At 64.2% G+C, this 18,392-nt stretch carries 17 protein-coding genes; 9 read left to right on the forward strand and 8 right to left on the reverse strand.

From position 1 onward, the window contains the following. Positions 1-171: 171 nt before the first annotated feature. From tauD to tauA, 4 genes are read right to left on the reverse strand one after another with little or no spacing between them, the layout of a single operon-like run. Entirely contained in the window at positions 172-1,005 is an 834-nt protein-coding gene (gene tauD / locus J7573_RS24750; protein WP_294341021.1) for a taurine dioxygenase, read from the reverse strand. Between the two features lie 49 nt (positions 1,006-1,054). Then, entirely contained in the window at positions 1,055-1,894 is an 840-nt protein-coding gene (gene tauC / locus J7573_RS24755; RefSeq protein WP_294341022.1) for a taurine ABC transporter permease TauC, read from the reverse strand. Next, positions 1,891-2,679, reverse strand: coding sequence for a taurine ABC transporter ATP-binding subunit (gene tauB, locus J7573_RS24760; RefSeq protein ID WP_294341023.1), 789 nt, complete (start codon positions 2,677-2,679; stop codon positions 1,891-1,893). Before tauB ends, tauC begins: the two co-directional genes overlap by 4 nt. Before the next feature lie 24 nt (positions 2,680-2,703). Further along, complete coding sequence (gene tauA / locus J7573_RS24765; RefSeq protein ID WP_294341024.1) at positions 2,704-3,675, reverse strand: taurine ABC transporter substrate-binding protein; 972 nt, start codon at positions 3,673-3,675, stop codon at positions 2,704-2,706. 508 nt (positions 3,676-4,183) lie between these two features. On the opposite strand from tauA, the gene J7573_RS24770 reads away from it, so the two are divergent. From J7573_RS24770 to J7573_RS24800, 7 genes are all read left to right on the forward strand, one after another. Then, positions 4,184-5,533: an OprD family outer membrane porin gene (locus tag J7573_RS24770; protein ID WP_294341025.1), complete on the forward strand. Its 1,350-nt coding sequence runs from the start codon at positions 4,184-4,186 to the stop codon at positions 5,531-5,533. A 163-nt stretch (positions 5,534-5,696) separates the two neighbouring features. Beyond that, positions 5,697-6,335 carry a peroxiredoxin gene (locus tag J7573_RS24775; protein WP_027917624.1) on the forward strand — a complete coding sequence of 213 codons (639 nt, stop codon included), beginning with the start codon at positions 5,697-5,699 and terminating at the stop codon, positions 6,333-6,335. Positions 6,336-6,682: 347 nt separating this feature from the next. Continuing rightward, positions 6,683-7,648: a sulfonate ABC transporter substrate-binding protein gene (locus J7573_RS24780; protein WP_294341026.1), complete on the forward strand. Its 966-nt coding sequence runs from the start codon at positions 6,683-6,685 to the stop codon at positions 7,646-7,648. Positions 7,649-7,708: 60 nt separating this feature from the next. After that, a complete protein-coding gene (gene ssuD / locus J7573_RS24785; protein ID WP_294341027.1) occupies positions 7,709-8,857 on the forward strand; it encodes an FMNH2-dependent alkanesulfonate monooxygenase in 1,149 nt (382 codons plus the stop codon). A gap of 10 nt (positions 8,858-8,867) precedes the next feature. Continuing rightward, positions 8,868-9,665, forward strand: a complete 798-nt coding sequence (gene ssuC, locus J7573_RS24790) for an aliphatic sulfonate ABC transporter permease SsuC (RefSeq protein WP_159412850.1) — start codon at positions 8,868-8,870, stop codon at positions 9,663-9,665. After that, a complete protein-coding gene (gene ssuB, locus J7573_RS24795) occupies positions 9,662-10,474 on the forward strand; it encodes an aliphatic sulfonates ABC transporter ATP-binding protein (RefSeq protein WP_294341028.1) in 813 nt (270 codons plus the stop codon). Before ssuC ends, ssuB begins: the two co-directional genes overlap by 4 nt. A 44-nt stretch (positions 10,475-10,518) precedes the next feature. After that, the gene (locus J7573_RS24800; RefSeq protein WP_008095172.1) at positions 10,519-10,734 is read left to right on the forward strand and encodes a molybdopterin-binding protein; all 216 of its coding nucleotides are present in this window, start codon (positions 10,519-10,521) and stop codon (positions 10,732-10,734) included. Positions 10,735-10,873: 139 nt separating this feature from the next. Here the strand turns inward: J7573_RS24800 and J7573_RS24805 are convergent, their stop codons facing one another. The 4 genes from J7573_RS24805 to J7573_RS24820 all read right to left on the reverse strand — a co-directional run bounded on the left by J7573_RS24805 (position 10,874) and on the right by J7573_RS24820 (position 15,945). Then, positions 10,874-11,506 (reverse strand): TetR/AcrR family transcriptional regulator, encoded by a 633-nt coding sequence (locus tag J7573_RS24805; protein WP_294341041.1) that lies wholly within the window; start codon positions 11,504-11,506, stop codon positions 10,874-10,876. Next, positions 11,506-13,083, reverse strand: a complete 1,578-nt coding sequence (gene gshA / locus J7573_RS24810; protein WP_294341043.1) for a glutamate--cysteine ligase — start codon at positions 13,081-13,083, stop codon at positions 11,506-11,508. Before gshA ends, J7573_RS24805 begins: the two co-directional genes overlap by 1 nt. Before the next feature lie 154 nt (positions 13,084-13,237). Next, positions 13,238-13,621: a PaaI family thioesterase gene (locus J7573_RS24815; RefSeq protein ID WP_294341045.1), complete on the reverse strand. Its 384-nt coding sequence runs from the start codon at positions 13,619-13,621 to the stop codon at positions 13,238-13,240. After that, positions 13,621-15,945: a Tex family protein gene (locus J7573_RS24820; protein WP_294341047.1), complete on the reverse strand. Its 2,325-nt coding sequence runs from the start codon at positions 15,943-15,945 to the stop codon at positions 13,621-13,623. The genes J7573_RS24815 and J7573_RS24820 overlap by 1 nt, the downstream gene beginning before the upstream one ends. Positions 15,946-16,162: 217 nt before the next feature. On the opposite strand from J7573_RS24820, the gene ompR reads away from it, so the two are divergent. Both ompR and J7573_RS24830 read left to right on the forward strand, forming a co-directional pair. Beyond that, positions 16,163-16,903 carry a two-component system response regulator OmpR gene (ompR, locus tag J7573_RS24825; RefSeq protein ID WP_085273867.1) on the forward strand — a complete coding sequence of 247 codons (741 nt, stop codon included), beginning with the start codon at positions 16,163-16,165 and terminating at the stop codon, positions 16,901-16,903. A gap of 13 nt (positions 16,904-16,916) precedes the next feature. After that, positions 16,917-18,230: an ATP-binding protein gene (locus J7573_RS24830; protein WP_294341054.1), complete on the forward strand. Its 1,314-nt coding sequence runs from the start codon at positions 16,917-16,919 to the stop codon at positions 18,228-18,230. Positions 18,231-18,392 lie beyond the last annotated feature (162 nt).

An 18,392-nucleotide genomic window follows, 5' to 3' on the forward strand; every position in this document is an offset into this window, starting at 1 on the left:
AATCGGCGGGTGATGCACCGGGCGACCATCCTTGGGGATGCACCGTTCTGAGGCTTCCTGCTCCGGCCTCTTCGCGGGCTTGCCCGCTCCCACAAGTCCTGCACAGCTTTCAGAAACTGTGCTGAACCTGTGGGAGCGGGCAAGCCCGCGAAGAGGCCGGAGCAGGAAGCCTCAGAACGGTGCATCCCCAAGGATGGTCGCCCGGTGCATCACCCGCCGATTGGGCCGGTAATCATCCACCGCAAAATGCTGGGTCACGCGGTTGTCCCAGAACGCCACGTCATGCTCCTGCCAACGCCAGCGAATGCTGAACTCCGGCCGCGTCGCATGGGCGAACAGCAGCTTCAGCAGCGCCTCGCTCTCCAGCTCGCTCAGCTCATTGATGCGCGTGGTGAAACCTTCATTGACGAACAACGCCTTGCGCCCGCTCACCGGATGCGTGCGCACCACCGGGTGCGACAACGGCGGGTTGTTGCGCCGGGTCGCTTCCCAGCGCGCGAGGTCTTCGGCCGTGGTGCCGAAGCGCTCCAGCGGGAACGACTTGGTGAAGTCATGGGTGGCGGTCAGGCCATCGAGCATTTCGCGCAGCGGCGCCGACAAGGCTTCGAACGCGGCGATACCGCTGGCCCACAAGGTGTCGCCGCCGTAGGCCGGCAATTGCTTGGCGCTAAGCACCGCACCCAGCGCCGGGGTCGGCAGGAAGGTCACGTCGGTGTGCCACACGGCGTTGTCGCGCACATCGGTGACTGCCGTGTCGAGGATCAGCACCTGCGGCGTCTCTGGCACGTTGGGGTAGATCGGGTGGATGTGCAGGTCGCCAAAACGGGCGGCGAATCGCGCCTGTTGCTCCGGGTTGATCGGCTGGTCGCGGAAGAACAGCACCTGGTGCTGGAGCAGCGCTTGTTCGATGGCGTCGCGCTGTTCGGCGGTGATGTCGCGGCTGATGTCTACGCCGCTGATCTGTGCGCCGAGCGCCGGGCTGAGGGGGGTGATGGTCAGGCTCATGTCGGTCTCTTCAATCAGGCGCCAGGCTGCTGGCGTGGTCAACAGGAATTCAGTGGCTCTGCCCGTGCCAGGGCACCAGCTTGCGTTGCAGGGCGCGCAGGCCCATTTCCAGGGCGAAGGCGATCAGGGCGATCAGCAGGATGCCCAGCACCACCACGTCGGTGACCAGGAACTGCGCTGCCGACTGCACCATGAAGCCCAGGCCGCTGGTGGCGGCGATCAGTTCGGCGGCGACCAGGGTCGACCAACCGACCCCCAGGCCGATGCGGATGCCAGTCAGGATGTCGGGCAGGGCACTGGGCAGGATTACATGGCGGATCAGTTGCGCCTTGGTTGCGCCCAGCGACTGCGCTGCACGCAGCTTGGCCGGGTCGACGGTGCGCACGCCGGTGGCGGTGGCGATGGCGATCGGAGCGAAGATCGCCAGGTAGATCAGCAGCACCTTGGACAGCTCGCCGATGCCGCACCAGATGACGATCAGCGGCAGGTAAGCCAGCGGCGGAATGGGCCGGTAGAACTCGATCAGCGGGTCGAGGATGCCACGGGCCACGCGGCTGTAGCCGATGGCGATGCCGACCGGGATGGCGGTCAGGGTCGCGGCGACCAGGGCCAGGCCGATGCGGCCCAGGCTGGCGCCCAGGTGCTGCCACAGGCTGGCGTCCATGTAGCCCTGGGTGAGTAGGGTCAAGGCCTTGGCCAGGATGTCGCCGGGCGAGGGCAGGAACAGCGGCTCGATCCAGCCGGCGGCCGTCACCAGCCACCAGGCGAACAGCAGGCTGGCCAGGGTCAGGGCGCTGATCCAGCGGGTAGACAACGGGCGGCGGGCCTGGGGGGCGGGCCGGGTTTGATTGTCGCGTTTGTCGGCGACCGGCAGGTCCAGGCTGCTCATGCGCGCTCCTGCAGGCTTTGGCGTTGGGAGAACACGCGGGCCAGTACATGCTCGCGGGTTTCGATGAAGCGTGGATCGGACTTGATCGCCCTGGCCGACTCGCCAGCGGCGTAGCGCTGGCCGAAGTCCAGCTGCAGGCGCTCGACCACGCGGCCGGGGTTGGGCGCCAGGAGCACCAGCTCGCTGGCGAGGAACACCGCTTCCTCGATGTCGTGGGTAATCAGGAACACCGGTTTGGCGGTGCGTTGCCAGACCTGCAGCAGCAGCTCCTGCATCTGCTCGCGGGTGAAGGCATCGAGGGCGCCGAACGGTTCGTCCATCAGCAGCACCCGCGGGTCGGCGGCCAACGCCCGGGCCAGGCCCACGCGCTGCTTCTGGCCACCAGACAGTTGCCAGATGCGCCGCTCGCCGAAGCCGTCGAGGTCGACCAGGGCCAGCATCTCGCGGGCCCTGGCCTCACGCTGTTCGCGTGGCACGCCGGCCAGTTCCAGGCCGAAGGCAACGTTGCCCAGCACGTTCTGCCAAGGCAGCAGGGCATCATCCTGGAACACCACGCCACGCTCGGCCCCTGGGCCCCGCACCGGCACGCCGTCGAGGGTGATGCGCCCGCTGCTCGGGGCGACGAAGCCGGCGATCAGGTTCAGCAGCGAGGTCTTGCCACTGCCGGATGGCCCCAGGGCCACCAGCAGCTGGCGCGGCCCCAGACTCAGGTTGATGTCGGCCAGCACCGGGGCGGTGGCGCCGGGGTACTGTGCGCTGATGCGCTCCAGTTCGAGCAAGGCCATGGCAGGCTCCGTGCGGTTGCAGTCTTAGTTGGGGATGTACTGGGCGCTGACGTAGGGCGAGTAGTCCGGCAGCACCGCGTCGACCTTGCCTTGCTGCTTGAGGAAGGTGGCCGTGTCGGTCAGCGCCTGGGTGGTAGGCGCGCCCAGCTCCTTGGCCTGGTCGGCGGCCAGCGGGTAGACGTTGCCCTGCAGCAGCACCGGGATATCCGTCGGCTTGGCGCCAGACAGCTTGGCCAGCTTGGCGACGTTGTCCGGGTTGGCCAGCCAGGCTTGCGGGTCCTTGCGGTAGTCGGCGTAGGCGTCGAGGGTGACCTTGGCGAAGGCCTTGACCACTTCCGGGTGCTTGGCGGCGAAGTCCTTGCGCACGATCCAGGCATCGAAGGTCGGTGCGCCTTTCTCGGCCAGTTCGCCCGAGGTGATCAGCACCTTGCCGTTTTCCTTGGCCACGCCCAGGGCCGGGTCCCAGACGTAGGTGGCGTCGATGTCGCCGCGCTTCCAGGCGGCGATGATCGCCGGTGGTGCGAGGTTGAGGATCTGCACCTTGGACGGGTCGATGTTCCAGTTTTTCAGCGCGGCCAGCAGGCTGTAGTGGCCAGTGGAAACGAACGGCACGGCGACTTTCTTGCCGATCAGGTCCTGCGGGGTCTTGATGCTGTCGCGGGCGACCAGGGCCTCGCCGGCACCGATCTGGGTGGCGATGAGGAAGGTCTCGACCGGCAGCTTGCGGGTGGCGGCGGCCGCCAGCGGGCTGGAGCCGAGGTAGCCGATTTGCACGTCGCCGCTGGCCACGGCAGTGATCACGTCCGCGCCGTTATCGAACTTGCGCCAGTCGATGCTGGCCTTGCTGGCTTTTTCGTAGTTGCCATCGACCTGGGCCACCTTGGCCGGGTCGACGGTGGTCTGGTAGGCAACGGTGAGGTCGGCGGCCTGGGCCAACCAGCTGGCGCTGGCGAGGGTCAGGGCGGCGAACAGGCGCAGCGGAGCGTGCGGGATCATGGTGAACCTCTCGTCAGGCAATGGATGTACTGGATGGCGAGAAGACTAAATGATCTAAGAAATCTAAAATAAATAACTTTTTAGAATTAGCTTAGGAGCCAAACGCTTTAACGCTGGCCGACGCCTGAAATGCCGGAAAGGTGGCTGGCGCAACGGCAATCCGCTGCTAATCTTTTTTCCCTTCATCAGGCTTGGGGGCCGGTTGTTGGTCGGCAAACGTTTGCAAATAACCTAAAGGTATGATTGACAGCGCCGATACAACTTTTCGCAGTAAAGGTTCCTACGATATTCCTTAAAAATCTTACAAATTCATAAAACGGTCATTTTGGATTTATAGGATTGTCATTATCCTGTAGCGCAGGGGGCGTCTTAGACCAAAGTCGAGAAACGTTTAGAAACGATTGACTTAATGGTCACGCTTTGGGGCTAATCGCCCATCCACGGCTGAGCGGGGCAACAGATCCTGCCGCCAGAGATACACAAGAATTAGAACGTAGAGGAGCAAAACATGTACAAGTCCAGCCTGGCTCTGGCCGTGGCAGTGGGGGTTTTCGCCCAAGCAGCAGGTGCCGCCGGTTTCGTTGAGGACAGCAAATTGTCGCTGAGCTCGCGCACCATGTACTACAACAACGACAACCGTGAGGCGCACGCCAGCAGCTCGACGAACTTCGAGCGCCCGGATCAGCGTGAATCGGGCCAGGGCTTCAAGCTCGACTACATCTCGGGCTTCACCCCAGGCACCGTAGGCTTCGGTGTTGACGCTCAAGCGCTGTGGGGTATCCACCTGGATGGTGGTGAGGGTTACCACAAGACCGGTTTCTTCCCGGATGATGGCAAGGGCGCAGCTGCCCAGTGGGCTCGCTTCGGCGCCAACGCCAAGGCTCGCTTCTCCAAGACCGAAGTCCACTTCGGTAGCGCCCTGGCACCGAACCTGCCAATCCTGGTTGCCAACGACGGCCGTCTGCTGCCACAAACCTTCGAAGGTGGCACCATCCAGTCGAAGGAAATCGACAACCTGACCGTCAACGCCGGTCAGCTGACCCACGCCATGGGCCGTGCTTCGAGCAACCGCACCGGCCTGTCGGTCGCTGGCGCCACTGCCGACAGCAACAAGTTCCGCTTCGGCGGCCTGGATTACAAGCTCACTCCAGACCTGACCCTGCAGTACTACTACTCGAACCTGGAAGACTTCTACAAGCAGCACTTCCTGGGTGCGACCCACGTCTTCAAGATCGCTGACGACCAGTCGTTCAAGACTGACCTGCGCTACTTCGACAGCAGCAGCGACGGCAACAACGGTCACGGCGGCGGCTACAACTTCAACAACAACGGTGGCTACGCCAAGAACACTGGCAAGGTCGACAACAAGACCTGGTCCGCCATGTTCACCTATACCCTCGGTGGTCACGCGCTCATGCTCGGCCGTCAGCAAGTCAGCGATGACGGCGGTTTTGTCTGGCTGAACCAGGGTAACGTGGTTGACGGAAACGGCGACAACGAAGGTGCTGCCGGCTCCAGCTTCTACCTGTTCACCGACAGCATGATCAACCAGTTTGCCCGTGCCGGTGAAAACACCAACTTCGGTCAGTACTCCTATGACTTCGCCTCGCTGGGCGTACCGGGCCTGAAGGCTTCGGTTGCCTATCTGCGCGGTGACGACATTCGCTTCAAGAGCGGCCACGGCACCTACAACGAGTGGGAACGTGACGCCCGCGTCGACTACACCATTCAGCAAGGCACCCTCAAAGGCTTGGGCTTCAGCCTGCGTCAGGGCGTCTACCGTGGTGGTAGCAGCGAAGCCAGCGCCGATCAGGACCAGACTCGCTTCATCGTGAACTACACTTACAGCTTCCTGTAAGTCGTAGCCATAAAGAAAGCCTCGCCTAGTGCGAGGCTTTTTTGTGGCCGCAATTTCGTATGCATTAAAGTTATAAATAAATCATTATTTATTCTTTTTGTTTCTCATCGAATGCAGGCACATTGAACCCATCCGCCAGAACACAGCACAGGAGCCGCACCCCATGAGCCTCAAACTCGGCGACATCGCCCCGGACTTCGAGCAGGAATCCAGTGAAGGCAAGATCCGCTTCCACGAATGGCTGGGCAGCAGCTGGGGTGTGCTGTTCTCCCACCCGGCAGACTTCACCCCGGTTTGCACCACCGAACTGGGCCTGACCGCCAAGCTCAAGGAAGACTTCGCCAAGCGCGGCGTGAAGGCCATCGCCCTGTCGGTCGACCCGGTCGACTCGCACCACAAGTGGATCGAGGATATCAACGAGACCCAGAACACCGTGGTCAACTTCCCGATCATCGCCGACGCCGACCGCAAGGTGTCCGACCTGTACGACCTGATCCACCCCAACGCCAGCGACACCCTTACCGTGCGTTCGCTGTTCGTCATCGACCCGAACAAGAAGGTGCGCCTGACCATCACCTATCCGGCCAGTACCGGGCGCAACTTCAACGAAATCCTGCGGGTGATCGACTCGCTGCAGCTCACCGACAACCACAAGGTCGCCACGCCAGGTAACTGGCAGGACGGCGACGAGGTGGTGATCGTGCCTTCGCTGAAGGACGAAGACGAGATCAAGCAGCGCTTCCCGAAAGGTTATCGGGCGGTGAAACCCTATCTGCGGCTGACCCCGCAGCCTAATCGCTGATGAATTCCTCGTTGCATTGCTCTTAGCCATAGCAGGGATTTTCGGGCCGTTTCGACGGCCCTTTTTTATGCCTGTTGCAAGGTGCTTGCTTCTTCGCGGGCACGCCCGCTCCCACAGGTATTGCAAAATCTTCGAGCTCTGTGCAGTACCTGTGGGAGCGGGCGTGCCCGCGAAAGGGCCCTCAAAACATAATGCAATAAAGGAATAAACAAATGAAAAAATATGATTTCTAGATATATAAACTGACTGGTAATGTCACCTCAGCAGCACACAAGCTCCACCACCTTACTCGCCCGCCAACGAGGCAAGCAGGTGCAACCCGAACCCCAATCGCACAGGAGAGCGCCATGCGCACAGTCTTCTTGCGTCGTGGTCTGGTCGCCCTGTTTGCGGCGGCTGTGTCCTTCGGCGCCATCACCCAAGCCCAGGCCGAAAGCCTGCGCATCGGTTATCAGAAATACGGCACCCTGGTGCTGCTCAAGGCCAAGGGCACGCTGGAGAAGCGCCTGGCCAAGCAGGGCGTGCAGGTGCAGTGGACCGAGTTCCCTGGCGGCCCACAGCTGCTCGAAGGGCTGAACGTCGGCTCGATCGATTTCGGCGTCACCGGCGAGACCCCGCCCGTGTTCGCCCAGGCCGCTGGCGCCGACCTGCTCTACGTGGCCTATGAGCCGCCAGCGCCGCACAGCGAAGCCATCCTCGTGCCTAAAGGTTCGCCGATCCAGTCGGTGAAAGAACTCAAAGGCAAGAAAGTGGCCTTCAACAAGGGCTCCAACGTTCACTACCTGCTGGTCCGCGCCCTGCAAGACGCCGGCCTCACGTACAGCGACATCCAGCCTGTCTACCTGCCGCCTGCCGATGCCCGCGCCGCCTTCGAGCGTGGCAGTGTCGATGCCTGGGTGATCTGGGACCCGTACCAGGCCGCCGCCGAGCAACAGCTGCAGGCTCGTACCCTGCGTGATGGCAAGGGCCTGGTCGACAACCACCAGTTCTACCTGGCTACCCGCAACTACGCCACCCAGCACCCGGCGGTGATCAGCACCCTGATCGACGAAGTACGGGCAGTGGGCCAGTGGTCCCAGGCCAACCCGCAGGAAGTCACCGACCAGGTTGCGCCGCTGCTCGGCCTGCCTGCCGACATCACCCTGACCTCGGTCAAGCGCCAAGGCTACGGTGCCCAGCCGCTCACCCCGCAAGTGGTGGCCGCCCAACAGAAGATCGCCGACACCTTCCAGGCGCTCAAGCTGATTCCCAAGCCGCTGAGCATCAAGAACGTGATCTGGACACCCCCGGCCAAGGTCGCCACTGCGCCTTGATTGATTCGCCTGCGCCGGGGCACCGCCCTGGCCCTCGCCACCCTTGAGGAGACAACTCCAATGAGCCTTAACATTTTCTGGTTCCTCCCTACCCACGGTGACGGCAAGTACCTGGGCACGTCCGACGGCGCCCGCGCGGTCGATCACGGTTACTTGCAGCAGATCGCCCAGGCCGCCGACCGCCTGGGTTTCGGCGGGGTGCTGATCCCTACCGGGCGCTCCTGCGAGGACTCCTGGCTGGTGGCCGCGTCGCTGATTCCGGTGACCCAGCGCCTGAAGTTCCTGGTAGCCCTGCGCCCAGGCATCATTTCGCCGACCGTGGCCGCACGCCAGGCCGCGACCCTCGATCGGCTGTCCAACGGCCGTGCGCTGTTCAACCTGGTGACCGGGGGCGACCCGGATGAACTGGCCGGTGACGGCCTGCACCTGAACCACCAGGAGCGCTACGAAGCGTCGGTCGAGTTCACCCGCATCTGGCGCAAGGTGCTGGAAGGCGAAACCGTCGACTACGACGGCAAGCACATTCAGGTGAAGGGCGCCAAGCTGCTCTATCCACCGATCCAGCAGCCGCGTCCGCCGCTGTACTTTGGTGGCTCGTCGGACGCGGCCCAGGACCTCGCGGCCGAGCAGGTCGAGCTGTACCTGACCTGGGGAGAACCGCCGAGCGCCGTTGCCGAGAAGATCGCCCAGGTGCGTGAGAAAGCTGCCGCCCAGGGCCGCGAAGTACGCTTCGGCATCCGCCTGCACGTGATCGTGCGGGAGACCAACGAAGAAGCCTGGGCTGCCGCCGACAAGCTGATCTCGCACCTGGACGACGACACCATCGCCCGTGCCCAGGCCTCGCTGGCGCGCTTCGACTCGGTCGGTCAGCAGCGCATGGCGGCCCTGCACAAGGGCAACCGTGACAAACTGGAAGTCAGCCCCAACCTCTGGGCCGGTGTAGGCCTGGTGCGTGGCGGTGCCGGCACCGCGCTGGTCGGCGATGGCCCGACCGTGGCGGCACGGGTCAAGGAATACGCCGAGCTGGGTATCGATACCTTCATCTTCTCTGGTTATCCACACCTGGAAGAGTCGTATCGGGTGGCCGAACTGCTGTTCCCGCACCTCGATGTGCAGCGCCCGGAGCAGGCCAAGACTGGTGGCTACGTGAGCCCGTTCGGCGAAATGGTCGCCAACGACATCCTGCCCAAGTCCGTCGCACAGAGCTGAGGGCCGGACCATGAGTCGTGCAACCTCCACCACATTGAGCCAGCGCCTGGCGCCGTGGGCGCTGCCAGTGCTGCTGCTGGCGGCCTGGCAACTGGCGGTCAGCGCCGGCTGGCTGTCGACCCGCATCCTGCCTGCGCCGAGCGCGGTGGTCAGCGCGGGTGTCGAGCTGGTGCGCAGCGGTGAAATCTGGACCCACCTGGCCATCAGTGGCTGGCGGGCCGGGCTGGGCTTCGTGATCGGCGGCAGCATCGGCCTGGTGCTGGGTTTCATCACCGGTCTGTCGAACTGGGGCGAGCGCCTGCTCGACAGCTCGGTGCAGATGATCCGCAACGTGCCGCACCTGGCGCTGATTCCGCTGGTGATCCTGTGGTTCGGTATCGACGAGTCGGCGAAGATTTTCCTGGTCGCGCTGGGCACGCTGTTCCCGATCTACCTGAACACCTACCACGGCATTCGCAATGTCGACCCGGCACTGGTGGAGATGGCCCGCAGCTATGGCCTGTCCGGCTTCGGCCTGTTCCGCCAGGTGATCCTGCCCGGTGCGTTGCCTTCGATCCTGGTCGGGGTGCGCTTCGCCCTGGGCTTCATGTGGCTGACGTTGATCGTTGCCGAGACCATTTCGGCCAATGCCGGCATCGGTTACCTGGCCATGAATGCGCGTGAATTCCTGCAAACCGACGTCGTGGTGCTGGCCATCGTCCTGTACGCCGTGCTCGGCAAGCTCGCCGACCTCGCCGCCCGCGGCCTGGAACGGGTGTGGCTGCGCTGGCACCCGGCCTACCAGGTGGCGAAGAAGGAGGGCGCATGACCGTGCTCAAGGAACAGCCGCCACGCCTGCTGCGTGGCATCCCGCTGGCCGCCAACGGCCTGCGCAAGGCCTTCGGCCAGCGGGACGTGTTGAAAGGCATCGACCTGCACATTCCGGCCGGCCAGTTCGTCGCCATCGTCGGTCGCAGTGGTTGCGGCAAGAGCACCTTGCTGAGGCTGCTGGCCGGGCTCGACCAGCCGACCTCCGGCGATTTGCTGGCCGGCGCCGCGCCGCTGAGCGCGGCCCGCGAGGAGACCCGCCTGATGTTCCAGGACGCGCGCCTGCTGCCGTGGAAGAAGGTGATCGACAACGTCGGCCTGGGCCTGCGCGGTGACTGGCGCCAGCGTGCGCTGGATGCCCTGGAGGCGGTTGGCCTGACCGATCGCGCCAATGAATGGCCGGCCGCGTTGTCTGGTGGCCAGAAGCAGCGCGTGGCCCTGGCCCGTGCCTTGATCCATCAACCGCGCCTGCTGCTGCTGGATGAGCCGCTGGGCGCGCTGGATGCGCTGACCCGTATCGAGATGCAGCAACTGATCGAACGCCTGTGGCGTCAGCACGGCTTCACCGTCCTGCTGGTGACCCACGACGTCAACGAGGCGGTGGCCGTCGCTGACCGGGTAATCCTGATCGAGGACGGCGAAGTCGGCCTGGACCTCACTGTCGATCTGGCTCGGCCCCGGGCGCGTGGTTCGCACCGCCTGGCCGCGCTGGAAAGCGAAGTGCTCAACCGTGTTCTGTCGGCCCCGGGCATTGCGCCCGAGCCGGACCCTGTAGCCCCTTTGCCCACGCAATTGCGCTGGGCGCACTGAATGACCCACTGACCAGACTGAAGCCAAACGGAAGGAATCAAGCCATGACCATCAAAGCCATCAACGTCCGCAACCAGTTCAAAGGCACCGTGAAAGAAATCCTTGAAGGCCCGGTACTGTCGGAAATCGACGTGCAGACGGCCTCGGGTATCGTCACTTCGGTGATCACAACCCGCTCCGTGAAAGAGCTGGAACTGCAGGTGGGCAGTGAAGTCATCGCCTTCGTGAAGTCGACCGAAGTGTCCATCGCCAAGCTGTGAAGGTGGCGGTGAAAGGGGCTGCTCTGCAGCCCATCGCGGGTAAACCCGCTCCTACAGGTTCTGCGCAGCATTCACGACATGCGCGGGCTCTGTGGGAGCGGGTTTACCCGCGATGGGCCGCACAGCGGCCCCAATCATTTCAGCCCTGACGCTTGGCCAGGAAGGGCGGCAGGTAAAGCCCCAGATACGCCTCGAACACTCGTTTGCCTTCCTCGGCCATACGCGGGGTGATTGCCTCATGCAGCTGCACCGACCGCGCATACACCCGGTCGCTCAGCTCCATCGCCAGGGCAAACACATCCACATCGGCCGGCATCGCCGGCAGGTGAAAGTGCTGGTCGAACAACTTGTGCATCAAGTCGCCCAGCTCCATGTCGTGCTGGCGGTCGGCCTGCACCACTTCGCTGAGCCCATGCTGGGCCAGAATCAACTGCCGCGCTGCCGCATCCTCGTTGTAGATGTCGAGCATGCGTTGCTCAATCAGCCGCGACAGCTCGTGCCAGGTGGCAAACGCGCTGCTGTCGATCGGTGCGCTCAAGGCTTCGCGAAACGCCCGGTGCACATCGGCAGTCAGTGCCTCCAGCAGGGCCGGTACGCTGGCAAAGAAGTGGTACACCGAGGAAGGTGGAATCTGCGCCCGCTCGGCCACGCTGTAGATCGACAGGGCTGCCACCCCTTGTTCCGCCAGCAACTCGCGGGCGGCCGCCAGGATCGCTTCGATCCTGGCCTGGCTGCTGGCGCGGGGCTTGCGTGGGGTGGCAGTGCGGTTCATCAGTTGCTGATCGCCAGGATGCTGGCCTGGTAGGCGCCGACGAACAGGTCGAAGTCACCGACTTCCTCCTGCTCCAGCTCGGACTGCTTGGCGAGCGACTCGCGAGCCAGGGTCTCGAAGGCCTGTTGCTGCTCGACCGACAGCGGTTGCTCGCGGAAGGTCTCGGCGTGCAGGCGGCTCTGGCGCAGGGAGAACTGGACGAAGGTTTCGTCGTGCTCGGTCATGCGCGCCAGCACCTGGGCTGACGGGGTCAGCGAGGCGTCATCGACTTTGGCCTGCTGGGTGGCCAGGGCCTTGGCGTGTTCGTCGCCACCCTGGGCGCTGTCGAGCAACGCCGCCAGTTGGCCGATGCGGCTGATCAGCTCGGTGGCCCATTCGCGCAGGGCGACTGGCTGGCCGTTGCGCTGCAGTTCCAGGCCCGGGCGACGGCCTTCCTTGACCACGGTAAGGAAGTTGCTGGTGCATTGGCCGCACTCGCCGTTGTCCAGCTGCGGGCTTTCTTCGAGGGCGCAGAACAGCAGGAACGCGTCGAGGAAGCGCGCTTCGGTCAGGTCGATGCCCACCGGCAGGAACGGGTTGATATCCAGGCAGCGCACTTCGACGTATTGCACGCCGCGCGAGGTCAGCGCCTGTATCGGCCGCTCGCCGGTGTAGGTGACGCGTTTCGGGCGGATGTTCGAGTAGTACTCGTTCTCGATCTGCAGGATGTTGGTGTTCAACTGCACCCATTCGCCATCCACATGCGTACCGACCTCGACATAAGGCGGGTAGGGCGTGCCCACGGCCTTGCGCAGGCTGTCGGTGTAGCTGGCGAGGTTGTTGTAGCAGGGCGTGAGGCCGGCCTGGGCGTTGCTCTGGTAGCCCAGGTCGCTCATGCGCAGGCTGGTGGCGTAGGGCAGGTACAGGGTTTCGGCATCCAGTTCTTCGAGCTGGTGCGGGCGACCACGCAGGAAGCCCTTGTCCAGTGCCGGCGAGGCGCCGAACAGGTACATCAGCAGCCAGCTGTAGCGGCGGAAGTTGCGGATCAGCGCGATGTACGCCGAGGACTGGTAGTCGCGGTCGCTTTCCTCGCCGCCTTCGGCATCGCGCAGCAGTGGCCACAGCGCTTCAGGCAGCGAGAAGTTGTAATGGATACCGGCGATGCACTGCATGGTGCGGCCGTAACGCAGGGCCAGGCCCTTGCGGTAGACGTGCTTGAGCTTGCCGATGTTCGAGGTACCGTACTCGGCGATCGGGATGTCCTCCTCGGCCGGCAGCGTGCAAGGCATCGACGGGCTCCACAGGTATTCGTCGCCAAGCTTGCTGTAGACGAAGCGGTGGGTCTGTTCGAGGCTTTCGAGCACCTTGGCCGGGTCGGGCAGGGCCGGGGTGATGAACTCCAGCAGCGACTCGGAATAATCGGTGGTGATCTGCTCGTTGGTCAGCGCCGAGCCCAGTGCTTCCGGGTGCGGGGTCTGGGCCAGGCGACCTTCGTCGGTCACACGCAGGCATTCGCGCTCAATACCGTGCAGGCACTGCTTGAGCAGGGGAAGATTGGCGCCGAGCAGGCTCAGGCGGCGGTTGAGGAGGTCGCTCAAGATGTATTCCTTCACGCGTCAGTCGCCCCAATATGGGGGTAGAGATGACGGTCTACAAGGGTAGGAAAAAAGGAACTGGCGTTGTCGCCTGGTTTACGCGGTTCCGGCAGTGCCAGCGCACTGCCGAAAAATACCGCAGATACCCCTTGGTGAGCTAGAGAACCGCGAAGGTTCCTTGCGCTTTCGCCACCAGTTTGTCGCCTTGAACTACGTCGGCGTCGACCACCAGGGTACGGCGCCCGGCGTGCAGCACGCGGGCGGTGCACAGCACGTCACCGTCGCTGACGGCGCGCATGTAGTTGATCTTGCATTCGATGGTCACGCTCTGCTGGTCAAAACCGTGGCTGGCCGAGCAGGCCAGGCCCATGGCGATGTCCACCAGGCTGAAGATTGCCCCGCCGTGCAGCTTCTGGCCGCGGTTGCGCAGGTGTGGCTCGAGTGCCAGGGCCACCTCGGCAACGCCTGTGTCCAGGCGTTGCACGCGGCAGCCAAGGAGCTGGCTGTAGGCGCTTTCGACCAATTCCTTGGGGATGTCCATCACTTCTTCTTCAGCTGCTTGGCGTTGGCGAACAAGGCCGCCATGGCGTTGTTGGCCGGGGCTGCAGTGGCGGTTTCACGCGGGCGTGGTGCCTGCTGCTGGCGGTTGCCGCCATTGCCACGGTTGCCGCCACGGTTGCCTTCAACTTTCTCGCCCGGGGTGTCGCTCATGCGCATGGACAGGCCGACACGCTTGCGCGGAATGTCCACTTCCATGACCTTGACCTTGACCACGTCGCCGGCCTTGACCGCTTCACGCGGGTCCTTGACGAACTTCTCCGACAGCGCCGAGATGTGCACCAGGCCATCCTGGTGCACGCCGATGTCGACGAAGGCACCGAAGTTGGTGACGTTGGTCACCACGCCTTCGAGGATCATGCCCGGCTCCAGGTCCTTGAGGTCCTCGACGCCGTCCTGGAAGGTGGCGGTCTTGAACTCCGGGCGTGGGTCACGGCCGGGCTTGTCCAGTTCCTGGAGGATGTCGGTGACGGTCGGCAGGCCGAAGGTCTCGTCGGTGAACTTCTTCGGGTCCAGGCGCTTGAGGAAACCGCTGTCGCCGATCAGCGAGCGGATGTCGCGGTCGGTGCCGGCAGCGATGCGCTGCACCAGGGGGTAGGCCTCAGGGTGCACGGCGGAGGCGTCGAGTGGGTTGTCGCCGTTCATCACACGGAGGAAGCCGGCGGCCTGCTCGAAGGTTTTCTCACCGAGGCGGCTGACCTTTTTCAGCGCCGCACGGGTGGCGAACGGGCCGTTGGCGTCGCGGTGGGCGACGATGTTCTGCGCCAGGGTCGCGTTCAGGCCCGAAATACGGGTCAGCAGCGCCACCGACGCGGTGTTGACGTCGACGCCGACGGCGTTCACGCAGTCCTCGACCACGGCGTCCAGGCCGCGGGCCAGCTTGATTTGCGAAACGTCGTGCTGGTACTGGCCGACCCCGATGGATTTCGGGTCGATCTTCACCAGCTCGGCCAGCGGGTCCTGCAGGCGGCGGGCGATCGACACGGCGCCGCGGATCGATACGTCCAGGTCCGGGAACTCGCGGGCAGCCAGTTCAGACGCCGAATACACCGACGCACCTGCCTCGGAGACCATGATCTTGGTGATCTTCAGTGCCGGGTATTGCTTGACCAGCTCGGCCACCAGCTTGTCGCTCTCGCGGCTGGCGGTGCCGTTGCCGATGGCGATCAGCTCCACCGAGTGCTTGGCGCACAGGGCGGCCATGATGGAAATGGTGCGGTCCCAGTCGTTCTTCGGCGCGTGCGGGTAGACCGTGGTGTGGTCCAGCAGCTTGCCGGTGGCATCGACCACGGCGATCTTGCAGCCGGTGCGCAGGCCAGGGTCGAAGCCCAGGGTGGCGCGCGGGCCGGCCGGGGCGGCCAGCAGCAGGTCGTGCAGGTTGTGGGCGAAGACGTTGATCGCCTCGCCTTCGGCATTGTCGCGCAGCTCGCCGAACAGGTCGGTTTCCAGGTGGGTGTAGAGCTTGACCTTCCAGGTCCAGCGCACAACCTCGCCCAACCATTTGTCGGCCGGGCGGCTGCGGTTTTCGATACCGACGTGGTTGCCGATCATCAGTTCGCACGGGTGCAGGGTGCCAGGCAGCTCTTCGCCGACTTTGAGCGAGGCGCTCAGCACGCCTTCGTTGCGCCCGCGGAAGATCGCCAGGGCACGGTGCGAAGGAGCAGTGCGCAGCAGTTCGTCATGGGCGAAGTAGTCGCGGAACTTGGCGCCTTCTTCTTCCTTGCCGGCCACCACGCGGGCGCTGAGCACCGCTTCCTGCTTGAGGAAGTTGCGCAGCTTGTCGAGCAGGGCGGCGTCTTCGGCGAAGCGCTCCATGAGGATGTACTTGGCGCCTTCCAGGGCGGCCTTGACGTCGGCCACGCCTTTTTCGGCATCGACAAAGCGCGCAGCTTCGCTTTCCGGGGCCAGGTTCGGATCGTTGAAGAGGCCGTCGGCCAGCTCGCCGAGGCCGGCTTCCAGGGCGATCTGGCCCTTGGTGCGGCGCTTCTGCTTGTACGGCAGGTAGAGGTCTTCGAGGCGGGTCTTGGTGTCGGCCAGCTTGATCTCGCGGGCCAGTTCCGGGGTCAGCTTGCCCTGCTCCTCGATGCTGGACAGGATGCTGGCGCGGCGCTCGTCGAGTTCGCGCAGGTAGCGCAGGCGCTCTTCCAGGTGGCGCAGCTGGGTGTCGTCGAGGCTACCGGTCACTTCCTTGCGGTAACGGGCGATGAAAGGCACGGTCGAGCCTTCGTCCAACAGGCCCACGGCCGCCTCGACCTGCTGGGGGCGTACGCCCAGTTCCTCGGCGATACGGCTGTTGATGCTGTCCATGTAAACCACCTGACATTTGTGAATACGGGGGTCGCCGGTGGGTCTTTGGCCCGGTGGCGCTGGATGAAAGCCGCGCATTATACCCATCGCAAACGGCTTGCGGTGATGGCGCCCGGCCAGCCGGAACTGGCGCCCGGGGAAAAATCTGCTAACAATGCTCACGCAACGTGCAGCAATGGCTACGCCATAATGCGCGGCGATATCAGAGGAGTTATTCATGACCGGCACCGCAAACACCGCTGAAGGTGACAAGATTCTCATCGTCGACGACGACCCGGGGCTCAGCAGCCTGCTGGAACGTTTCTTCACCAGCAAGGGCTACCGTGCCCGCGCGGTGCCCAACACCGAACAGATGGACCGCCTGCTGGCGCGCGAAGTGTTCAACCTGGTGGTGCTCGACCTGATGCTGCCAGGCGAAGATGGCCTGTCCGCCTGCAAGCGTCTGCGCCAGTCGAACAACCAGATCCCGATCATCATGCTCACCGCCAAGGGTGACGAGCTCAGCCGGATCAAGGGCCTGGAACTGGGCGCTGACGACTATCTGGGCAAGCCGTTCAACCCGGACGAGCTGATGGCGCGGGTCAAGGCCGTGCTGCGCCGCCAGGCACCGAGCGTGCCGGGCGCACCGGGCAGCGAGGACGAGTCGGTCACCTTCGGCGACTACGAGCTGTCGTTGGCCACCCGTGAGCTCAAGCGTGGCGACGAAGTGCACATGCTCACCACCGGTGAGTTCGCCGTGCTCAAGGCGCTGGTGATGCACGCCCGTGAGCCGCTGACCCGCGACAAGCTGATGAACCTGGCCCGTGGCCGCGAGTGGGATGCCCTGGAGCGCTCCATCGACGTGCAGATCTCGCGCCTGCGCCGCATGATCGAACCGGACCCGTCCAAGCCACGCTACATCCAGACGGTCTGGGGCGTGGGCTACGTGTTCGTACCAGACGGAAACGCTGGCAAATGATGCTTCGCCGTCGATGAAAACGCCGCTCTGGTTCCCGCAAAGCTTCTTTGCCCGCACCCTGTGGCTGGTGCTGATCGTTGTCCTGTTCTCCAAGGCCCTGACGCTGGTCTACCTGCTGATGAACGAGGACGTGCTGGTCGATCGGCAGTACAGCCACGGTGTGGCACTGACCCTGCGCGCCTATTGGGCGGCGGATGAAGAAAACCGCGACAAGATCGCCGAGGCCGCCGGGCTGATCAGGGTGACCGGTTCCGGCGTGCCGGAGGGTGAGCAGCACTGGCCTTACAGCGAGATCTACCAGCGGCAGATGCAGGCCGAGCTGGGTGAAGACACCGAGGTGCGCCTGCGCATTCATGCGCCGCCAGCGCTGTGGGTGAACGCACCGAGCCTGGGCCCGGGCTGGCTGAAGGTGCCGTTGTACCCGCACCCGCTGCGTGGGCAGAAGATCTGGAACGTGCTGGGCTGGTTCCTGGCCATCGGCCTGTTGTCCACCGCCTCGGCGTGGATCTTCGTGCGCCAGCTCAACCAGCCGTTGAAGCGCCTGGTATTCGCGGCCCGGCAGGTGGGCCAGGGGCGCAGCGTGCGCTTGCCGATCAGCGACACGCCCAGCGAAATGACCGAGGTGTACCGCGCCTTCAACCAGATGGCTGAAGATGTCGAACAGGCCGGTCGCGAGCGGGAGCTGATGCTGGCGGGGGTTTCCCATGACCTGCGTACACCGCTTACACGGCTGCGGCTATCACTGTCACTGCTGGACAGCGACAACGAGCTGAGTGATGACATGGTCCGCGACATCGAGGACATGGACGCGATTCTCGACCAGTTCCTCGCGTTCATTCGCGATGGGCGGGACGAGCCGGTCGAGGAGGTCGACCTGGCCGACCTGGTGCGCGAAGTGGTGGCGCCCTATAACCAGCCGGAAGAACGTGTGCGCCTGTGCCTGGAGCCGATTCCGCCGTTCCCGCTGCGCAGGGTTTCGCTCAAGCGCATGCTCGGCAACCTGATCGGCAATGCCCTGCATCACGCTGGCAAGGGTGTCGAGGTGGCGGCCTATGTGTCTGGAGACGAGAGCGCGCCGTATGTGGTGCTCAGCGTGCTGGACCGGGGAACCGGGATCGACGAATCGGAGCTGGAAACCATCTTCAATCCGTTCATTCGCGGGGACCGTGCCCGTGGGGGCAAGGGAACCGGGTTGGGCTTGGCGATCGTCAAGCGGATCGCGGCGCAGCATGGCGGGAATGTCGAGTTGCGCAACCGCTCCGGTGGCGGTATCGAGGCGCGAGTGCGTTTGCCGTTGGGATTGCTGCTGCCGCGTAATGCGGTGTGAGCTTCACTGGCCTCTTCGCGGCTAAAGCCGCTCCCACAGGATCACCGCAGCCTTCGGGCCTGTGCAGAACCTGTGGGAGCGGCTTTAGCCGCGAAGAGGCCAGTGAAGCTCACACCGCATTACGCGGCAGCAGCAATCCCAACGGCAAACGCACTCGCGCCT

This window comes from Pseudomonas sp. (genome assembly GCF_017744435.1).
In the GTDB taxonomy this organism is placed as follows: domain Bacteria; phylum Pseudomonadota; class Gammaproteobacteria; order Pseudomonadales; family Pseudomonadaceae; genus Aquipseudomonas.

Coding starts and splice junctions, on each gene's coding strand:
- tauD (WP_294341021.1), bottom strand. CDS start 1,005: ATGAGCCTGACCATCACCCCCCTCAGCCCGGCGCTCGGCGCACAGATC.
- tauC (WP_294341022.1), bottom strand. CDS start 1,894: ATGAGCAGCCTGGACCTGCCGGTCGCCGACAAACGCGACAATCAAACC.
- tauB (WP_294341023.1), bottom strand. CDS start 2,679: ATGGCCTTGCTCGAACTGGAGCGCATCAGCGCACAGTACCCCGGCGCC.
- tauA (WP_294341024.1), bottom strand. CDS start 3,675: ATGATCCCGCACGCTCCGCTGCGCCTGTTCGCCGCCCTGACCCTCGCC.
- J7573_RS24770 (WP_294341025.1), top strand. CDS start 4,184: ATGTACAAGTCCAGCCTGGCTCTGGCCGTGGCAGTGGGGGTTTTCGCC.
- J7573_RS24775 (WP_027917624.1), top strand. CDS start 5,697: ATGAGCCTCAAACTCGGCGACATCGCCCCGGACTTCGAGCAGGAATCC.
- J7573_RS24780 (WP_294341026.1), top strand. CDS start 6,683: ATGCGCACAGTCTTCTTGCGTCGTGGTCTGGTCGCCCTGTTTGCGGCG.
- ssuD (WP_294341027.1), top strand. CDS start 7,709: ATGAGCCTTAACATTTTCTGGTTCCTCCCTACCCACGGTGACGGCAAG.
- ssuC (WP_159412850.1), top strand. CDS start 8,868: ATGAGTCGTGCAACCTCCACCACATTGAGCCAGCGCCTGGCGCCGTGG.
- ssuB (WP_294341028.1), top strand. CDS start 9,662: ATGACCGTGCTCAAGGAACAGCCGCCACGCCTGCTGCGTGGCATCCCG.
- J7573_RS24800 (WP_008095172.1), top strand. CDS start 10,519: ATGACCATCAAAGCCATCAACGTCCGCAACCAGTTCAAAGGCACCGTG.
- J7573_RS24805 (WP_294341041.1), bottom strand. CDS start 11,506: ATGAACCGCACTGCCACCCCACGCAAGCCCCGCGCCAGCAGCCAGGCC.
- J7573_RS24815 (WP_294341045.1), bottom strand. CDS start 13,621: ATGGACATCCCCAAGGAATTGGTCGAAAGCGCCTACAGCCAGCTCCTT.
- J7573_RS24820 (WP_294341047.1), bottom strand. CDS start 15,945: ATGGACAGCATCAACAGCCGTATCGCCGAGGAACTGGGCGTACGCCCC.
- ompR (WP_085273867.1), top strand. CDS start 16,163: ATGACCGGCACCGCAAACACCGCTGAAGGTGACAAGATTCTCATCGTC.
- J7573_RS24830 (WP_294341054.1), top strand. CDS start 16,917: ATGAAAACGCCGCTCTGGTTCCCGCAAAGCTTCTTTGCCCGCACCCTG.